This window comes from Pseudomonas sp. NPDC088885, assembly GCF_044750025.1.
GTDB lineage: Bacteria > Pseudomonadota > Gammaproteobacteria > Pseudomonadales > Pseudomonadaceae > Aquipseudomonas > Aquipseudomonas rustica.
Window position 1 is genome coordinate 21757 of the sequence record NZ_JBIVJB010000041.1, and the last position, 16287, is coordinate 38043.

The 16287-nt window shown below is 59.5% G+C and carries 17 protein-coding genes; all 17 read right to left on the minus strand.

Annotated features, from left to right (window positions below):
* Positions 1 to 90: 90 nt before the first annotated feature.
* Complete coding sequence (gene araH, locus ACIP1X_RS17130; RefSeq protein ID WP_026000669.1) at positions 91 to 1059, minus strand: L-arabinose ABC transporter permease AraH; 969 nt, start codon at positions 1057 to 1059, stop codon at positions 91 to 93.
* Positions 1060 to 1071: 12 nt separating this feature from the next.
* Positions 1072 to 2616 (minus strand): L-arabinose ABC transporter ATP-binding protein AraG, encoded by a 1545-nt coding sequence (gene araG / locus ACIP1X_RS17135; protein ID WP_212548980.1) that lies wholly within the window; start codon positions 2614 to 2616, stop codon positions 1072 to 1074.
* 53 nt (positions 2617 to 2669) lie between these two features.
* Positions 2670 to 3674 carry a substrate-binding domain-containing protein gene (locus tag ACIP1X_RS17140; RefSeq protein WP_008087257.1) on the minus strand — a complete coding sequence of 335 codons (1005 nt, stop codon included), beginning with the start codon at positions 3672 to 3674 and terminating at the stop codon, positions 2670 to 2672.
* 136 nt (positions 3675 to 3810) lie between these two features.
* Positions 3811 to 4629, minus strand: a complete 819-nt coding sequence (locus tag ACIP1X_RS17145; RefSeq protein WP_159811504.1) for an SDR family oxidoreductase — start codon at positions 4627 to 4629, stop codon at positions 3811 to 3813.
* 271 nt (positions 4630 to 4900) lie between these two features.
* Positions 4901 to 5776, minus strand: a complete 876-nt coding sequence (locus ACIP1X_RS17150) for an SMP-30/gluconolactonase/LRE family protein (protein ID WP_400753773.1) — start codon at positions 5774 to 5776, stop codon at positions 4901 to 4903.
* 132 nt (positions 5777 to 5908) lie between these two features.
* A complete protein-coding gene (locus tag ACIP1X_RS17155; RefSeq protein ID WP_400753776.1) occupies positions 5909 to 6625 on the minus strand; it encodes a FadR/GntR family transcriptional regulator in 717 nt (238 codons plus the stop codon).
* Between the two features lie 174 nt (positions 6626 to 6799).
* Entirely contained in the window at positions 6800 to 7360 is a 561-nt protein-coding gene (locus ACIP1X_RS17160; RefSeq protein ID WP_400753779.1) for a DUF1285 domain-containing protein, read from the minus strand.
* A gap of 16 nt (positions 7361 to 7376) precedes the next feature.
* Complete coding sequence (locus ACIP1X_RS17165) at positions 7377 to 7982, minus strand: DUF4823 domain-containing protein (RefSeq protein WP_053122582.1); 606 nt, start codon at positions 7980 to 7982, stop codon at positions 7377 to 7379.
* Positions 7983 to 8151: 169 nt separating this feature from the next.
* Entirely contained in the window at positions 8152 to 9120 is a 969-nt protein-coding gene (locus tag ACIP1X_RS17170) for a GTP 3',8-cyclase MoaA (RefSeq protein ID WP_159811500.1), read from the minus strand.
* A gap of 137 nt (positions 9121 to 9257) precedes the next feature.
* The gene (locus tag ACIP1X_RS17175) at positions 9258 to 9896 is read right to left on the minus strand and encodes a TetR/AcrR family transcriptional regulator (protein ID WP_007908276.1); all 639 of its coding nucleotides are present in this window, start codon (positions 9894 to 9896) and stop codon (positions 9258 to 9260) included.
* Positions 9897 to 10350: 454 nt separating this feature from the next.
* Entirely contained in the window at positions 10351 to 11142 is a 792-nt protein-coding gene (locus tag ACIP1X_RS17180) for a TatD family hydrolase (protein ID WP_400753782.1), read from the minus strand.
* 15 nt (positions 11143 to 11157) lie between these two features.
* Positions 11158 to 11514 carry a PilZ domain-containing protein gene (locus ACIP1X_RS17185; RefSeq protein ID WP_007950801.1) on the minus strand — a complete coding sequence of 119 codons (357 nt, stop codon included), beginning with the start codon at positions 11512 to 11514 and terminating at the stop codon, positions 11158 to 11160.
* A 42-nt stretch (positions 11515 to 11556) separates the two neighbouring features.
* The gene (locus ACIP1X_RS17190) at positions 11557 to 12540 is read right to left on the minus strand and encodes a DNA polymerase III subunit delta' (protein WP_400753785.1); all 984 of its coding nucleotides are present in this window, start codon (positions 12538 to 12540) and stop codon (positions 11557 to 11559) included.
* Positions 12533 to 13165: a dTMP kinase gene (gene tmk, locus ACIP1X_RS17195; protein ID WP_053122595.1), complete on the minus strand. Its 633-nt coding sequence runs from the start codon at positions 13163 to 13165 to the stop codon at positions 12533 to 12535. The genes ACIP1X_RS17190 and tmk overlap by 8 nt, the downstream gene beginning before the upstream one ends.
* Before the next feature lie 19 nt (positions 13166 to 13184).
* Complete coding sequence (mltG, locus tag ACIP1X_RS17200) at positions 13185 to 14357, minus strand: endolytic transglycosylase MltG (protein WP_159811497.1); 1173 nt, start codon at positions 14355 to 14357, stop codon at positions 13185 to 13187.
* A gap of 3 nt (positions 14358 to 14360) precedes the next feature.
* The gene (gene pabC / locus ACIP1X_RS17205) at positions 14361 to 15176 is read right to left on the minus strand and encodes an aminodeoxychorismate lyase (protein WP_400753787.1); all 816 of its coding nucleotides are present in this window, start codon (positions 15174 to 15176) and stop codon (positions 14361 to 14363) included.
* Positions 15176 to 16287, minus strand: a 1112-nt coding sequence (fabF, locus tag ACIP1X_RS17210) for a beta-ketoacyl-ACP synthase II (protein WP_400753790.1), incomplete at its 5' end; no start/stop codon positions are given. The genes fabF and pabC, both read right to left, overlap by 1 nt.

Sequence of the window (16287 nt, forward strand, 5' to 3'; positions counted from 1 at the left end):
TCGACGGATTACGCGAGACACCTCGATCGGCCCCCTCTCCCTCCGGGAGAGGGATGGGCGGGCGGCGTTCCGATGAGGGTAGCCTTCGACTCAACGTTGTTTGAGGCGGTCGATGACCACGGCCAGCAGCAGGATCGAACCGCGAATCACGTACTGGTAGAAGGTATCAATATTCTTCAAGTTCATCGCATTCTCAATAATCGCCAAAATCAACACCCCGGCAATCACATGCCGAATCATGCCAATCCCGCCGCTCAGCGACACCCCGCCCAACACGCAAGCCGAGATCACCGTCAGCTCAAACCCCTGACCAATCATCGGCTGCCCCGAGGTCATCCGCGACGCCAGAATCACCCCCGCCAGCGCGCCAATCACGCCATGCACGGCAAAGATAATGATCTTGGTGCGATCAACGTTCACGCCCGCCAGCAGCGCCGCTTCCTGGTTGCCACCGATGGCCATGGTGTTGCGCCCGTAGGTGGTGTAATTCAGCAGCCAGCCGAAAAACAGAAAGCACACAATCGTGATCAGGATCGGCACCGGCACGCCAAACAACTGGCCGTTACCAAACACGAAGAACGATTCCTGCGACACGCCCACCGCTTTGCCGTTGGCAAAAATGTAAGCCAGACCGCGAACGATTTGCATGGTCGCCAACGTCGTGATCAACGCGTTGACCCGCAACTTAGCGATCACAATCCCGTTGATCAACCCGACAATCAGGCCCATCACCAACGCTGCACTGACACCGAGAAACACGCTGTTGGTGTCGCGCATCACCACCGCCGCGACCACGCCGGCGCAGGCGATCACCGAGCCCACCGACAAGTCGAAATGCCCCGACGCCAGGCAATACAACATCGTGCACGCCGCGATCCCGGTGGTGGAAATCGCCAGGCCCAGACCACGCATGTTCAGCGGCGAAAGGAAGTTGTCGATCAGCAGCGTACAGGCAACGAAAATGCCCACCGCCGCCAGCAGCATGACCCAGTCATCAAGGAAGCGGCGCATGTCCAGCGGTTTGCGCTCTTTGGGCAGGGTTTCGTTTTGGGTTGTCATCATAGTCACCTCTCAGTTCGCCACGCCGTCAGCGCGGTGGCGCGGCAAAGCCAGTTGCAGCAGGTTGGATTCGTTAGCCTGGTCGCGGCTGATTTCGCCGCGCAGGGCGCCTTCGCAGAGCACCAGAATGCGGTCGGAAATGCCCATCACTTCCATCAGGTCGCTGGACACCACGATCACCGAAATGCCCTCGGCGGCGAGGTTGTGGATGATCTGGTAGATCTCCGCTTTGGCGCCGATGTCGATGCCGCGCGTTGGTTCGTCGAGCAGCAGAACTTTCATCGGCATCGACAGCCAGCGGCCAAGAATGGCTTTCTGCTGATTGCCGCCGGAAAGGAATTTGATCTGCTGACCGGCGTGCGGCGTTTTCACTTTCAGCGCTTTGATCTGTTTGTCGGCATTGCCCTTTTCCCACAGACCGCGAATCAGGCAACCGAGCCCCGAATGCGCGCCGCGCGCACTGATGTTGATGTTCTCGGCGACGCTGGCCAGCGGGATAATGCCTTCCTTCTTGCGATCTTCCGGGCAGAGCAAAATCCCGGCGGCAATCGCGTCGCGCGGTGAGCGCAGTTTCAATTCGTGACCGCGCAATTCGAGGCGTCCGGCGGTGTTGCGCTCAAGGCCACTGAGCAGGCGAAACAGCTCGGTGCGCCCTGCCCCGACCAATCCGAACAAGCCAAGAATTTCACCTTTGTGCGCCTCGAAACTGATCGGCTCACGCAGACCCGGGCCGAGCAAACCGTCGACCTTCAGCGCGACGGCGCCGCGTGGACGATGGCGATAATCGTAGATGTCCTGAATGTCGCGACCGACCATGCAGGTCACCAGTTGATCGTGGCTCAACTGGCTCATGTCCTCGAAGGTCCGCACGTAGCGGCCGTCCTTGAACACCGTGACCGCGTCGCAGATACGGAACACTTCTTCCATGCGATGGGAGACATAGAGCACGACTTTGCCCTCGTCGCGCAGACGACCAATGATCGCCATCAAGCGGTCGATCTCACGGGCCGAGAGGCTGCTGGTCGGTTCGTCGAAGGCGATAACGTGGGCGCCGCGTGACAGGGCTTTTGCGATTTCCACCAGTTGCCGCTGGCCGAGGGACAGGCGTCCGACCTTGGTCTGCGGATCGATTTCGTCGGCCAGGCCTTTGAGGCAATTCAACGCTTGCTGGCGTAACACACCGCGATTAATCAAGCCGAAACTGGCCGGCAAATGGCCGAGAAACAGGTTTTCGGCGACGGTCATTTCCGGCACCAGATGCAGCTCTTGGTGAATCACCGCGACGCCGCTGCCGATGCTGTCAGCGGTCGACCTGAACGCCATGGTCTGCTCGCCGATCTGCAACTCGCCGCTGCTCGGGATGTAAGCGCCCCCGAGAATTTTCAGCAGGGTCGATTTGCCGGCGCCGTTCTCGCCCATCAAGGCATGAACCTGCCCCGGATGCGCGACGAAGCTGATGGCGTCCAGCGCCTTCACACCGGGAAAGGTTTTGCCGATCCCGTTGAAGCGCAGGCTGCCGCTGGAGCTGTGTTGTTGTGTCTGTACTTGCGCGTGCATAAAGCCACCTCTTCACACCGAAAAACGGCCCGGCTGCCCGGGCCGTCGCTGCATCAGTTCCACAAGCCGATTTTTTCCAGCTCTTGCTTGAAGTTTTCGCGGGTGATCAGGGTGACGTCGTCCATGGCGGTGTACTTCGGCGGTTCTTTGCCGGTGGTGACCCACTCGTACATCATCTCAGCGGTTTTGTAGCCTTCGATGTGCGGGCTAGGCAGCATCGAGCCGAAGAAGCCGCTGTTAGGCTTTTTCAGTTCGCCAATGGCGTCGGTGCCGTTGATGCCGATGCCGATCACGTTGGTCGCGGCAAAACCGGCCGCTTCAGTGGCGCGCACGCCGCCAAGCACGGTGTTGTCGTTCATGCCGCCGATGATCAGGTTTTTCGCCGCGCTCGGCAGTTTCACCAGCGCCGAGTTGGTGGCGTCCATGCTGCCCGGTACGTCGAGGGTTTTCAGCGCGGCGAAGAGGATGTGATCCTTCGGCATGCCGGCGTCTTCAAGGGATTTCACCGAGCCGTCGGTGCGCTTCTTGCCGGTGTCGAGTTCGTTGTAGGTGTTGACCACCGCGTAGGTGTCTTTCCAGTCCCAGTTGCGTTTTTTCGCTTCGGCGACCATCGCGTTGCCCTGCTTCTGGCCGACTTCGAACGCGGCCATGCCGAGGTACGGCACGTCTTCCATGAACTTGCCGTTGGCGTCGACAAAACGGTCGTCGACGGCAATCACTTTCAGATCATTGAGTTTGGCTTTGGCCATGATCGCCGGGCCGAGCGACACGTCCGGCGGGCAGATCACGAAGCCCTTGGCACCGTTGGCGGCGAGGCTGTCGATGGCCGAGAGGGTTTTCTCGCCATCCGGCACGGCGATTTTGATCAGTTCAAAGCCCTTGTCCTTGGCGGCTTTCTCGGCGAAAGCCCACTCGGTCTGGAACCACGGCTCTTCCGCCTGTTTGACCAGAAAACCGATTTTCACGGTGTCGGCAGCGAGCAGCGAACTGCTCAGGCTGAATGCAGTGACCGCCAGGGCGGTAGTGCACAGGGTACGAATCCCGAAACGACGTTTCATAAGCTGACTCCTTGTTATTTTTTTTGAGCAATGTTTGAAAAGCGTTAAAGCGTGTTCCTGCAAAGCCTGTTGAAAATAGTCATATCGTATGATGATTGGATTTCACCCGGATCTATCCGCGTGAAAGCCGCTGCGCTCAGTCGTGGTACATCACCGAGCGGCCACCATCGATGGTGATGCATGACGCGTTGATAAAAGGGGCTTCGTCGCTGGCCAGAAACACAGCGGTCATCGCCACTTCCAGTGGCTGACCAATACGTTTCGGCGGGTGCAGATCGAAGGCGCGCTGACGTTCGGCGTGCGGATCGGCGAAACCGTTCCAGTAATCAACATTCAATTGGGTTTCGATGTAGCCCGGCGCGATGGCGTTGACGCGAATGCCTTTCGCCGCGTATTCGATGCCGAGGGCGCGGGTCAGCCCAAGCAAACCATGTTTGGCCACCGGGTACGGGAAGCAGCCGGGAATGATGTGGCTGGAATGGGTCGAGGCGATGTTGATGATGCTGCCGACACCCTGCTCGATCATCTGCGGCAGCACGGCTTTGCAGCCGAACCAGGCACCATCGAGGTCGATGGCGAAGCAGCGATGCCAGTCTTCATCGGTCATTTCCAGAGGATCACGGAACACGTTGACCCCGGCGCAGTTGACCAGCACGTCGATACGCCCGTGCAGCTCAACGGCGCGTTTGGCCATCGCGTGCAGATCGTGCTGGCGCGACACATCGGCCTTGAGCGCCTGCACGTCACAGCCCTGCTCGCGCCAGTGGGCGGCAACCTTCTCAACCTTTTCGGCCTGAATATCGCTGATTAGCAGTTTCGCTTGCTGCGAGGCAAACGCAGCAACGATCGCTTCACCGATGCCTTGCGCAGCGCCGGTCAGCAAGACCACTTTGTCTTTCAGACGCTCGCCCTTCGGCGGTGCAGGCACCGGCGGCAGGGAAAGGGGTTCAGCCATGGATCTCGACTCCTGTTTCGCAAGCACAAAAAAACCGGACAGCTGACGATGTCCGGTTCGGAAGGCGTTTGAAACAAAACAGGCAGGCGTCGCTGACGGCATGGGGCCGTTGCGAGACGCGGACTCCGCGTGGGAGTGCGATGGAGATTCGCTGCATCACTTCACCTGTTTTGTTCTTTTTAAGTGTGAGTGCGTGTTACTGCTGGAGCCGACTATAAACCCGTCGGCCAAATAATCTCAATATACAATTTTGCATCCCATATTTTGGGATCTAACCAGCAAAGCGGGTACAAAGTTTTCCCGGCACATCAACGCGCATCGACAGCACTGCACCGTCCAGAGGATGCTTGTGCGGGCTCTGGGCGCTGGTGATGTACAGGGTTTTCAGGTCATCGCCACCGAACACGCAACTGGTCGGGCGGCTGACAGGCAACTCGATTTTGCGCTCGACTTTGCCCTCAGGCGTCAGGCGCAGCAGGCAGCTGCCGTCCCAACGGGCATTCCACACGTAACCCTCGGCGTCCATCGCCGAACCGTCCGGGCCGCCCTGCTGGTCGGGGCCGTACCAGGTTTCGGCGGCACCGAGATGGCCGTCCGTTTGAATGAAATAGCGATGGAGCGTGCTGTCCATGCTGTCGCCGAATAAAACCGTGGTGCCGTCGTCACTCCACAGCAGCGTGTTGGGAATGCCCAAACCGCGCAGCAATGGCGTGACGCGTTGATCCGCATCGACGCGGAACAGGCCACCGGAGCGGCGAGTGATCGGTAGGTCTTCGCCATTTTCGCCTATGTTGTTTTGCATGGTGCCGAGCCACAAACGGCCTTGGCCATCGCAACGCGCTTCATTGGGCCGATTGCCCTGTTGCGGGTCGGCGACGCAGAACAGGGTCAGGCGCGGTTCGAGGCCAGGGGAATCGAGGTCGAGGCGATAGACGCCGCTGCTGAGCGTGACCAACGCATCGCCGCCGGCGCAGGGGATGAACGCAGAAACGTGCTCGGGCATTTGCCAGATTTGTACGTTCTGGCCGATCAGGCGCAAGGCCTGTTTGCCGGCGATGTCGACCCAGTACAACGCCTGGGTCGGCGCGTCCCAGAACGGGCCTTCACCGAGTTGGGCGCGGTGTTGGGTCAGGGCGGTGCACGGCATATCCATTCCTCGGATCTTGTTGTTATTTAATGTGGGAGCGAGCCTGCTCGCGAAAGCGTCGTGTCAGTCGATGCATGAGTTGCCTGATACACAGCCTTCGCGAGCAGGCTCGCTCCCACAGGAGAATTTGTATTAACCGGCTTTTTTGTCGGCCATGACTTTCGGGTAAAAACGCTTGATCGCCAGATCGGCGTTATCGATCAAAGTCATGCACGCCCACACACCGCGCGCGGAATCCCGAGCGGCGATGGCATCGGCCATGTCTTTGTGGATCGGTAATGTGCGGCGCAGTTCATCGGGATCGGCGGCAGACACTTCAAACGACACCGCCAACAACGCGCCGAGCGCCGGCACCATTTGTTCAATGAATTGATTGTGACTGGCCGCGAGGATGCATTCGTGAAAGACCTGATCGGCGCGGTTGTAATCGATGCCGCTGTCGACCGCGCGTTCGAGGGCGTTGTAGGCCAGTTGAACGGCTTCGATCTGTTCGAAGGTGGCGCGTTCGCAGGCCCAGCGTACGGCCATCGGTTCTATCGTGCGGCGCAGATCAAGCAGGTCATCGACGAAGTTTTCCGGCAAGCCGTTGCGCGACAGCCAACCGACGACTTGCGGATCGAACAGATTCCAGCGCCGAACCGGCAGCACGCGGGTGCCAACTTTCGGCCCGACTTCGAGCATGCCTTTGGCAACGAGGGTTTTGATCGCTTCGCGGATCACGGTGCGACTGACGCCGAGCTGCTCACCCAGATCCGCCTCGACCTTGATGGTCTGTCCCGGTTTGACCTGGCCGGCGGCGATCCAGCTGCCGAGCCAGTCAACCGTGGATGCGTGGAAGCTGCTGGACATGAACACCTCAAAGCGGAGCGCGATGGGTGGTAAAGCTAATCATCATATGATTAACAGTCAATACAAAAACAATGTGGGAGGGGGCTTGCTCCCGAAGGCGGTGTGACAGTCAGCCTAAATATTGACTGATGCATCGCCTTCGGGAGCAAGCCCCCTCCCACATTTAATTCTTGATCAGGGTTCGAGGCCGATGCAGAAGAACTCGCCGCCGCTCCACACGCCCAGCCAGCGCTGGCCATCGATTTCGCGGCTGACCGCCAATTCCACCAGTTGGTAGAACACATTGCGGTGAATCAACGCCTCAAGATTGGTACGCACATGCACATAAGGCGCAGGCTCTTGCGTCGTCGGATCAATCTCGACGCGGATCGGATGCTCAGGCCCGGCCTCAGCCGTCTCATCCACGTTGGTGGTAAAACGCAAAAGCTGCGCCTCACCCTCGCCTTCCACCTCAACGGCAATCGCCACAAACGGCGCGTCGTCGACCTTGATCCCGACCTTCTCGACCGGAGTAATCAGGAAATAATCATCGCCATCGCGGCGCATGATCGTCGAGAACAGTTTGACCATCGGCTTACGCCCGATCGGCGTGCCCAGGTAATACCAGGTGCCGTCGCGGGCGATGCGCATGTCGATGTCGCCGCAGAAGTCCGGGTTCCACAAGTGCACCGGCGGCAAGCCTTTGGTTTTGGGGATTTGTCCCAACAGGTCATTGGCTTTTTGCGGGCCACTCATGGCGTTCTCCTTGAATTTATTGGTCGCCGATCCCCAACAGACTGCGCGCGTACTGTGCCAGCGGCGGGCCGATGAGGTCTTCGGGTTTATTGTCGTGGAACGTCAGTAAACCGCCACGACTTTTGATGCGTGCAGTATCAATCAAATACTGGGTGCTGGTCTCGATCAACATGATCTGAATCACGCCACCGTCAATGCCGAGACGGTCGACCGCTTCTTCATCGAGCCACTCATCAGAGTTACCAATGCGGTCATCAGCCTTGGCGAAACGCGTGTACAGCAGGTAGTGAGCACCGGCATCGCGGGCTTCGCCCATCGCCTGATCAAGGCCTTCCGGAGCGCGGGCACGACGCACCATCGGGAAGTATTCGACGAAACCCTTGAAGGCTTCTTCGGCGACCACGTTTGGACGAGGGTAAGAACCGCCCGGCGGGGCGAACGCGCCTTGGGCGATGTAGATGAACGAATCAGGCTGAATGCGGAAGTTGTTCACGCGACGGCTGTCGCTGTGATCGAGCAAACCGGCGTCGCTCATCTGGTAGCGAGTGCCTTCGGCCATATCGCTGACAGTCATACAGCCGCCAAGCGCCAAAACGGCCAGCAGCAAAACCAGGCTACGCATCCTATTCCTCCAGAGGCCGGTGACGGAAAACCGGCGAATGGCCGTTGGATGCAGCTTTTGCGCCAGCTCTGGTTGTTGGTTGATTGTTAGATCGTATTCGCGAGCAGGCTCGCTCCCACAGGGGAACACATTCCAAGGTGGGAGCGAGCCTGCTCGCGAAAGCGGTTTTTCAGCCGCCGATAATCTTCATGACGGTGGCGCCGCCGGAAAACGCCACTTCCTGCTTGTCGCCCAACGCCTTGACCAACAAACGCTGCAGCGCTGGCAACGCCTGATGACGCGGCTTATCAAGCAGATCACCAACATAGTGGCGGTTGCTCGACGACAGGCAGCCATGCAGCCAACCCGTCGACGACAGTCGCAAGCGCGAGCATGTCCGACAGAACGGCACGCTTTCGTTGGCAATCACGCCGAAGTTGCCCAGGCCAGGAATCGCATAGCGCACAGCGGTGGCATCGATCGGCGCATCAGTCTGCGCATACTCGTAGCGCTCGCCGATCAGGCTGAGCAATTGCTCAAGGCTGACGAACTGTTGCAGAAACGCATTGGAGTCTTTGGCCAGGTGGCCCATGCGCATCAATTCGATGAAGCGCAGTTCGAAACCTCGTTGCAGACAGTAATCAAGCAGCGGCATCACTTGATCAAGGTTCTGCCCGCGCAACGGCACCATGTTGACCTTGATCTTCATCCCCGCGGCGGCGGCTTGATCCATGCCATCAAGCACGGTGGCCAGATCGCCGCCACGGGCGATGCTGCGGAAAGCGCCAGCGTCGAGGGTATCGAGGGACACGTTGATCCGGCGTATACCGGCATCGACCAACAGCGGGAGTTTCTTGGCGAGAAGTTGGCCGTTGGTGGTCAGACTGATGTCTTCCAGGCCCATCTTGCCGACGGCGGTCATGAACGATTCGAGTTTCGGGCTGACCAGCGGCTCGCCGCCGGTGATGCGCAAGCGCTCGATGCCGGCGGCTTCGATCAGGTATTCAACGCCGCGCGCCATGGCTTCGGCCGACAGTTCATCCTGCGCAGCCACCAGCCGCTTGCCGTTGGGCACGCAGTAGGTACACGCGTAATTGCAGGCTGAGGTCAGGCTGATGCGCAAATTGCGAAAACGCCTGCCTTGACGGTCAACGATCATGATCACTCCGGCGGAAAAATTTCGAGCCGCTAAAACTTGACTCACAAATCAAGTTTTAGCAAGCCCTATGCCTGAGTATATTCCTGCGGTACTGCGACATGTAGCGAAATCATGGCGCAATAAGGCGGCTGAATGGCTCAGCTGCTTGGGGTTTCCGGGTCGCGCTTGCGCTTGTTGCCCATGCGCACGCCGATGTCCATCAGGAACTGGAAGAAACCTTCCTGATCTTCCAGCACGTTGCTCCAGAACGGCGAGTGATACAGCGCCACCGCGCCGTGCACCAGCGCCCAGGATGCGCAGTAGTGGAAGTACGGCGGCACGTCTTCGAGTTTGCCTTCGCTGATGCGGCCCTTGATCAACAGGGTCAGACGTTCGAAGTTCGAGGCACGGATCTTGTGCAGCTCTTCGACCATTTCCGGCACTTGATTGCCCTTGACCACCTTCTCTTCGAGGCGATCGAACAGGCGATAGCGCTGCGGGTCGCGCATGCGGAATTCGAAGTAGGCGCGGGACAGCGCTTCCTTGTCCTTGTCGACGTCGGCCGAATGCAGCAGCTCGTTCAAATCGCGCTCGTAATCGAGCATCAGGCGCAGGTAGATTTCCGCCTTGGATTTGAAGTGCTTGTAGATCGTGCCTTTGCCGATACCGACGGCATCAGCAATCATCTCGACGGTGACACTGTCTTCACCTTGGTCGAGGAACAGCTTGAGCGCGGTATCGAGAATTTCTTGCTCGCGGCGACGAAACTCACGGACCTTACGAGGTTCTTTGTGCATAAGAAAAGGTCTGAAGGGTCAAAATTCGAAGCCGCGTATTATGCCTAACTTGCGCAAAAATGCACGGATCATCCGACCATATCTGCGTTTCTTGTTCATTTTGAGAACGTTTTGGACGCAATGAGAACTCAACTGAAGCAAACGTATTCCAAATTTGTTTAAAAACCCCGACCGGCTCACTGGACTGCACGCCAGACTGATCAATACTTGAACTGTCGGGCGACATCTCCCCCAAGTGTCGCGCCGATAAAGGTACCAACGGACCGCGTGCCTTTGTTTTACTCCTAATGGTCTTAACCCGGATTCACCCCCCAGAACCCGGGTTTTTTTTGCCTGCGATTTAACGCTTACCCCTGCTACCTGAACATCAAACCTGTAGGAGCTGCCGCAGGCTGCGATCTTTTGCCTGTGCCTGTCAAAATCAAGATCAAAAGATCGCAGCCTGCGGCAGCTCCTACATGGCAGATTTAACGGAGGCCAGCGGGAACAGCCGCTTGAAGTTTTCGGTGGTCTGCTCGGCAAAGCGCTCGTAGTTCTCACCGCGCAGCATTGCGAGGAATTCCGCGACTTCACGCACGTATTGCGGCAGGTTTGGCTTGCCGCGGTACGGAATCGGCGCCAGGTACGGCGAGTCGGTTTCCACCAGCAAGCGATCCGCCGGGACTTTGCTGGCAACATCGCGCAACGCATCGGCATTGCGGAAGGTGACGATCCCCGACAGGGAGATGTAATAACCCATGTCCAGCGCTGCTTTGGCCATGTCCCAGTCTTCGGTGAAGCAATGCAGCACACCGGCCTGCGGCAACGCCGCTTCGCGCAGCAGTTCAAGAGTATCGGCCCGCGCGCCACGGGTATGGATGATCACCGGTTTGCCCGTCTGCTGCGCCGCCTGCAGGTGCAGACGAAACGACTCCTGCTGCAATTCAGCGGCTTCCGGCTCGTAGTGATAATCCAGACCGGTTTCGCCGATCGCCACCACTTTCGGGTGATTGAGTTCGTGCAGCAACCAATCCAGCGCAGGCGCAGCGCCCGGCTGCACATCCAGCGGATGCACGCCGACCGAGCAATCGACGTCGTCGTAACGCTCAGCAAGGGCTTTGACGTCGGCAGCGTTGTCGGCGCTGACGCCGATGCACAGAAAGTGCCCTACCCCGCGCTGCCGGGCGGCATCGAGTGCGGCATCCAGCGAACCGTCATGGGTGGCGAGGTCGAGGCGATCAAGGTGACAATGGGAATCTACGAGCATAAAAAGGACGGCTACTTACATCGTATGAGTGGGACGGTCGGACTTGAGGGCTCCGGCCAGATGGGTTTCGATGCGACTGCGCGCGGTGTTGTCGCCATCATTGAACTGCACGCCGACACCGGCGGCGCGATTGCCCTGCGCACCTTTGGGCGTGATCCAGGCGACCTTGCCGGCCACCGGAATCTTCTCCGCCTCGTCCATCAGGTTCAGCAGCATGAACACCTCGTCGCCCAACTTGTAGCTCTTGTTGGTCGGGATGAACAGACCGCCGTTCTTGATGAACGGCATGTAGGCGGCGTAAAGCACCGACTTGTCCTTGATGGTCAGGGACAAGATGCCGTTACGCGGCCCCGGGCTGACGGGTTCATTCATGTTGACCTCCACTGCTGATGTTCAGAGTCTAGGTACACATTCTTATCTTTGGCCAGGCAATCCCGCCCATTGCACCAACAATGCCTCCAGCAGCAACGCCGGATTGAGGTTGGCCTTGCTCATGACTTTCTGCCGCTGCGCGAGAATCCAGTCCTGAATCTCGAGGACTTTGCCCTGCGCACTTTTCTGCGCGAGGTACTGCACAACTTTACGCATATCGGTCAGGCCGAGGCCCGCTTCATCCTGAGTCAGTTGATAGCGCAGGATCAGGCTCGACCAGTCGCAGAACCAGTCGAACAGGCGCAGCATCGGAATGCTTTTCCACTCTTCGGCCAGTTGCGTCGGCGATTGCTGCTGTTTGAGCAACTTCTTCACGCCTTCGACCACTTGCGCGCGCTGTTCACGCACACCCTGAGATTGCAGACTGACCGCCATCAAGGGCGAACCGGCCGCCAGCGTCAGCAGTTCGACACGCTCCTCTTCCGAACATTCCGGCAGAGCCTGAGCCAGCCATTGCAGGCTCATCGCCTCGCTCGGCAGCGGACAGGCCTGTTGCACGCAACGACTCTTGATCGTCGCCAGCAAACGGCTGGTCTGATGGCTGACCAACAGCAACACAGTATCGCCGGAAGGCTCTTCGAGGCTTTTCAGCAAAGCGTTGGCGGCGTTGATGTTCATCGCCTCGACCGGCTCGATCAGCACCACTTTGCGCCCGCCCAGTTGCGCGGTTTGCACCACGAAACTGACCAGATCACGCACCTGATCGACTTTGATCGCCTTGTCGGCCTCTTCCGGTTCGAGGATGTAATTATCCGGATGACTGCCGGCCCGAAGCAGCATGCAGGATTTGCACTCGCCGCACGCTTCCGGGGTCGGGCGCTGGCACAGCAGGCTCGCCATCAAACGCTCGGCCAGCGCGCGCTTGCCGATCCCGGCCGGGCCGTGCAGCAAATACGCGTGCGCGTGTTGCTTACGCCCGGCCAGTTGCTGCCAGAGGCTGTTCTGCCATGGATAGGCCTCAGCCACGGGCCAGCTCCAGCAAATTCGGCAGCAAGGTATCCAGCGATTGCTGAACTTTGGCTAACGGCTGACCAGCATCGATGCGCACATAGCGCGCAGGATCGGCTTCAGCGCGCTTCAGAAACGCATTGCGCACTGCCTCGAAAAATGCCCGGCCTTCCAGCTCGAAACGATCGAGACGACCACGGGCGCTGGCGCGGGCCAAGCCGATTTCCACCGGCAGATCGAAAATCAGAGTCAGATCAGGACGCAGATCGCCCTGCACGAAGTTCTCCAGCGTGGCGATGCGCTCCAGCGACAAACCTCGTCCACCACCCTGATAGGCGTACGTCGAATCGGTGAAACGGTCGCACAGCACCACTGCACCGCGGGCCAGCGCCGGACGAATCACTTCGGCCAAGTGCTGAGCGCGCGCCGCGAACACCAGCAACAGCTCGGCATCCGGGTTCATGACTTCGTCGGCCGGGGCCAGCAGCACGTCGCGGATCCGCTCGGCCAGTGGCGTACCGCCGGGCTCACGGGTCAGCACCACTTCGATACCGGCGGCGCGCAGGCGCTCGGCGAGGTATTCGCGGTTGGTGCTTTTGCCGGCGCCTTCCGGGCCTTCCAGAGTAATAAACAAGCCAGTCACAGGCAGTCCTTAGTCAAAGTCATTGCGCGTTGGAGGGTGCAGCGGCGTCCGGTGCCGGGGTTGGCGCAGGTTCCTCGGCGGGAACTTGCGGCAACGCTTCCGGCGCCGTGTCCGGAGATGCCGCAGGAATCGGATCTTGCGCAGATTCCGGTGTAACTACAGGCGCCGGGCTGGAACGATAATCCGCACGACGCTTGAGCTGAAACTCACGCACCGCCGCGTTATGCGCATCGAGATCATCCGAGAACACATGGCTGCCGTCGCCACGCGCGACGAAGTACAGGCTGGTGCCATCGACCGGATTCAGCGCCGCATGAATCGCTTCACGCCCGACCATCGCAATTGGCGTCGGCGGCAGGCCAGGAATCACGTAAGTGTTGTACGGCGTCGGCTCTTTCAAATGCGCGCGCGTCAGCTTGCCGGTGTAGCGATCGCCCAAACCGTAGATCACCGTCGGGTCGGTCTGCAACTGCATGCCCAACGCCATCCGCCGTACGAAGACCCCGGCAATCTGCCCGCGCTCTTGCGGGACGCCGGTTTCTTTTTCGACCAGCGAGGCCATGATCAGCGCTTGATACGGCTCTCGGTAAGGCACGTCCGACGCACGTTTTTCCCATTCGCTGGCCAGCACTTCGTCGAGACGGTCGAAGGACTTCTTCAGCAGCTCGGCATCGGTCATACCGCGCACGAAGCGATAGGTGTCAGGAAAGAAACGCCCTTCCGGGAACAGGCCTTTATGGCCGATCTTCGCCATTACGTCGCTGTCGCTCAAACCGCTCAGGGTCTGCTCGATTTTCTCGTCCTTGGCCAATGCAGCACGCACTTGATGGAAGTTCCAGCCTTCCACCAGCGTGAGGCTGTACTGAACCACGTCGCCGCGCTTCCAAGAGTCGATCAGACCATTAACGGTCATGCCCGGCTGCATGCGGTATTCACCGCTGTGGATCGGTGTGCCGGCGAGGTTGAAGCGCCAGTAAACCCGTAGCCAGAACGCGTCCTTGATGACGCCATCGGTTTCGAGTTCGAGGAAAGTTCGGGTGGGGGTAGAGCCTTTCGGCACATCCAGCAGCTCTTCCTGCGTGATGTTCAGGGGTTGTTCCAGTGCGGAGTGAATCTTCCAGGCGCTGGCGCCCAACAACAGCCCTGCCAGAACCAGTCCGGTTTCCAGCAGCAGCAAAAGTTTACGTCTCACGAATCAGGCATCCAGTAGCGCGCGGGCAATGGTTTGCAGTTTACGGGTGAGCGGGCCAACCGGCCAGCTCAGTGCAGCGTAGGCGCGTACCGGCCAAACGCCATAAACACTGTTGCAGAGGAACACTTCATCAGCCCATTGCAGCTGTTCGAGGCTGATGTCGGCGATTTGCGTGGGGATGGCCAATGACTCGGCCTGAAACAATATTTCGGCGCGCATCACACCGGCGACACCGCAGCGTTTCAGATCGGGCGTGATCAACACACCGTCACGCACCAGAAACACATTGCTGAACACCCCTTCGATGACCCGACCAGCCTGATCAAGCATCAAGCCTTCAGCATGCTCGCTGTCCTGCCATTCGGCGCGGGCGAGCACTTGTTCGAGTCGGTTGAGGTGTTTGAGTCCCGCAAGCAATGGCTGGATAGCCAAGCGTGTGCTGCACGGAAACAGGCGAACGCCTTGTTCAGCATGGACGGCGGGATAAGCCGCCGGTGGATTGCCTTGCAGAATGCGTCGGCCCGGTGCCGCAGGATCTGGCGCATAACCGCGCAAACCGTCGCCACGGGTGAGGATGAGCTTGAGCACGCCCTCGCCCATCGCTGCCGCATAGCTCAGCAGCTCATGACGAATCAACTCGATATCGGCGGCGATGGCCAGACGCGAACAGCCATCGGCCAGTCGCGTCAGATGCCGATCGAGCAGGATCGGTTGGCCGCCACGCACAGCAATGGTCTCGAACAGACCATCGCCGTAAGCCAGGCCGCGATCTTTCAGCGACAGAGCGTCAGCCGGTTGACCGTCGACCCAGCAGTCCATCAGCCTGCGAACCGACGGAACGCCAGGGTGCCGTTAGTGCCGCCAAAACCGAAGGAGTTGGACAGTACGACATCAATGTCCATGTTGCGCGCAGTGTGCGGCACAAAATCGAGATCGCAGCCTTCGTCCGGCTCATCGAGGTTGATGGTTGGCGGTGCCACCTGGCTGTTGATCGCCAGCACGCTGAAGATCGCTTCAACCGCGCCCGCCGCGCCCAACAGGTGGCCGGTCATCGATTTGGTCGAGCTGACCGCCAGCTTGTAGGCGTGCTCACCGAACACCGACTTGATCGCGTTGGCTTCGGCAAGGTCACCGGCCGGAGTCGAAGTGCCGTGGGCGTTGATGTACTGCACTTGGTCGACGTTGATCTTCGCGTCGCGCAACGCATTGGTGATGCAGCGTGCTGCACCGGCGCCGTCGGCCGGTGGCGAGGTCATGTGGAACGCATCGCCGCTGGTGCCGAAACCGATCAGCTCGGCGTAGATGGTCGCGCCACGTGCCTTGGCGTGTTCGAGTTCTTCAAGCACCAGTGCACCGGCACCGTCGGACAGGACGAAACCGTCACGGCCCTTGTCCCACGGACGGCTGGCACGGGTTGGCTCGTCGTTGCGGGTCGACAGCGCACGGGACGCGCCGAAGCCGCCCATGCCCAGACCGCACGCGGCCATTTCGGCACCACCGGCAATCATCACGTCGGCTTCGTCGTACATGATGTTGCGCGCGGCCATGCCGATGCAGTGCGTACCGGTGGTGCATGCAGTGGCGATGGCGTAGTTAGGCCCCTGTGCACCCAGATGGATGGACAGAAAACCGGAAATCATATTGATGATCGAGCCTGGCACGAAGAATGGCGAGATTCGACGCGGGCCCGTCTCATGCAGGGTACGGCTGGTTTCTTCGATGTTGGTCAGACCGCCGATACCCGAACCCATGGCCACGCCAATGCGTTCACGGTTGGCGTCGGTGACTTCCAGACCGGAGTTGCGCACGGCTTGAAAACCGGCGGCGAGACCGTACTGAATGAACAGGTCGAGCTTGCGTGCTTCCTTGACCGACAGGTATTCCTCGACATTGAAGCCCTTTACCGAGCCGCCAAAGCGGGTGGAATAGG